This is a genomic window from Allobosea sp. P4_C6, assembly GCF_056402015.1.
Map to the genome: position 1 here is coordinate 1 of NZ_JBFUIF010000191.1, position 2255 is coordinate 2255.

The following is a 2255-nucleotide window of genomic DNA, read 5'->3' on the forward strand; positions in this document are numbered from 1 at the left end:
GCTTCCTTGTCCAACCGCTCCGCGGTCTTGGCTTCCAGGCGCTTGGTCGTCGGGCAATCGTCATAGACCGCGTCGCCCACGTCGGCAGCCGCCATGGCGGCGCRCATGCTTTCACCGGGGCGCGTCACCGTGTCCGAGCGGAAGTCATCTACTATCATCGATCCGATCCTCGCAGGCTGTGCGTTCACCCTATCGGGAGATCAACTGGCCCATCATGCAAAAGTGGGGCGGCGAAGATCGGAGGATGCATCCCGGAATTCTACTTCCGGTACGGTCGCTATTGTCTGCTTCCCGGAAGGAAGAACGGCGCCTACATTCCTTGTTCGCGGCCGACGCCTTAGCAAAAACAAGGGCTTGCGCCCTTAAACGCGTTCAGGATTCGAGCTTCGCCGGAGCCATTCCGCCTGTCACTGGGAAATCCTTAAGCATGCCTTTGGGCAGTGCGCGATGATGCCGACGCCGCTGACGTCTCCGAGCTGCCCGAAGGGGGCTTTATATTTGGCACGCGTCCTTAACACGGGCTTCGGACTTAACGGCCCGTCAGACCTTCGGGGCCGGCAGACATGTGGAATTTTCGAGGGAGACGCCGTCCTCCATCGCGCGAAGCTCGACATAGCGAAGCCGAGTGCTGGCCGTGTTTGGCAAGCCAGTCTCTGCCAGCCACACGAGAAACTCGGCTGGACGGATGGTGACTATCTCAACCGCTCGCCCCAGAGCGAGCAGTTCGCTCATCACTAATAGGGCGCGTTCAAGCCAAACTTCATAGTCGCTCGGCATCAGATCGCGGTCTTGTGCCAGCGCCCAAAGCTGCGCAAAATCCTCGGGCTCGTACCACGGCATGGCCATCGTGTACGCCTCGACCGTCGGGTTCACTGAGTGCCGACCGTCCGCGCCCGGCGCGGAAACTGGGGATACCCACCGACCAAATTGGAGGCGGTTAGCTTGCCTCGCAGTACGGGCTCAAGGGTCTCTCGTCGGAGCAGTTGGTCGGAGTGGGGTCGCTGGAGTTGGCTTTTGCGATCTCCCACGCACAGGGCGACGACCTTCTGATCGGGACGCTGGAACGTCCCGCAGCTCCCGTGGCATCGGCCCCCGCTGCTGAGAATGGTGCCCTGTCCAAGCTGCAGGCAGCGAGCGTGCCCATTGCGGGCCGGCAGGCGGTAAGCCCAGTCCCCGGCCGGCATTGCGGTGACAGCGCCGCTCACGCCGATCGACGCGGCAATTCGCGCGCCGACCACAGGATCGTTTCCGGCGTAGCGGTCGAGAAACAGCGTCAGCCCGGCGCCGCGCAGGACGCCAACCACTTCATATGTGTCCGAATGAAGGGCGATGCGAGGTAACCACGACGTCGTCGTAGAGGCGGCAGGGGCGCCGTGGTCATGCCCCTCATCGGCAACGAGAGGTTCCGCCAAAAGCAGCAAAGCCATCGCAAATGGCGCGATCAGGCGGCGCAGAAGGCCGCAAAAGAACGAAAACATGAAACGAACCCATCAACACGACATGGACGTCCCTGCGGCTCGGCGGAAAGCCGGCCGTCGGTCAGGCGATGTCGGAGGTTCGTGGCGGCCTTGCAGGCAAGCTTGGCATGTGCGCCAAGGCGAGGGTCTCCGGCAGCAAGAAAAGCCGGAACCGGTGTGGGATCCGTGTGGGAAGTGACGTCGCGATCGGTTCGATCACCGCGACAGTGCACATCGTACCGCAGCAAATTTGACCCAAAGCCCCGCTAGGCTGCGAGCTATTCGAGGGACTGGACATACTGATGCGGGTCATCCCGCAGACGATTGCCTCATCGACGGAAAACGAGGCGACTGCTGGGAACTGCCGTACAGCGTCCGTCGAGGTCATCGTGCCTTGAACCGGCGGCTTGGATGTCACGCCGTGCCCGGGGTGCGCAGCGGCGGGCATTGCCCAGGCGAACGCAAGCAAAGCGCCCAGCACGGCCGCCTGCAGCACCTGGGTCAATGCGTCGAACATCCTCACTTTATTCAGCCGTTTCGTTGATGATAACGGACGATGGGCCTTTCCGTATGGGAAGGTCAAGGCACTCAGAGGGATCAGATTGCTTAGCGACGGACGCTTACGCTACAAAGTCCGGCGGCACCCATGGGCACCAGAGATAATAGCAGCCCTCGCAAAGCGCGACGACGGTCACAGGCCCGGCACACTAAAATTCGACCAGGCCTTTTGTGCAGCGCGAATACAAGATGGTTGGTAAGTGGACCTTCAGCCGCCATCTGGCTGCGGGACAAAAGCCG

Annotated in this window: 4 protein-coding genes; all 4 read right to left on the reverse strand. The window is 61.8% G+C overall.

The genetic code is table 11. The features are described from left to right. Positions 1-158 (reverse strand): beta-eliminating lyase-related protein (locus tag AC1DVA_RS27765; protein ID WP_476808037.1); only part of this gene is annotated, 158 nt, incomplete at its 3' end. 382 nt (positions 159-540) lie between these two features. Further along, positions 541-873: a hypothetical protein gene (locus AC1DVA_RS27770; RefSeq protein ID WP_265055353.1), complete on the reverse strand. Its 333-nt coding sequence runs from the start codon at positions 871-873 to the stop codon at positions 541-543. Beyond that, the gene (locus AC1DVA_RS27775; RefSeq protein ID WP_265055354.1) at positions 870-1478 is read right to left on the reverse strand and encodes a hypothetical protein; all 609 of its coding nucleotides are present in this window, start codon (positions 1476-1478) and stop codon (positions 870-872) included. Before AC1DVA_RS27775 ends, AC1DVA_RS27770 begins: the two co-directional genes overlap by 4 nt. Before the next feature lie 61 nt (positions 1479-1539). Continuing rightward, on the reverse strand, positions 1540-1974 hold the full coding sequence (locus AC1DVA_RS27780; RefSeq protein ID WP_476808036.1) for a hypothetical protein: 435 nt from the start codon (positions 1972-1974) through the stop codon (positions 1540-1542). Between the last annotated feature and the right edge of the window lie 281 nt (positions 1975-2255).

Excerpts from the sequence above, each read along its gene's own strand:
- AC1DVA_RS27775 (WP_265055354.1), bottom strand. The coding sequence starts at position 1,478 with ATGTTTTCGTTCTTTTGCGGCCTTCTGCGCCGCCTGATCGCGCCATTT.
- AC1DVA_RS27780 (WP_476808036.1), bottom strand. The coding sequence starts at position 1,974 with ATGTTCGACGCATTGACCCAGGTGCTGCAGGCGGCCGTGCTGGGCGCT.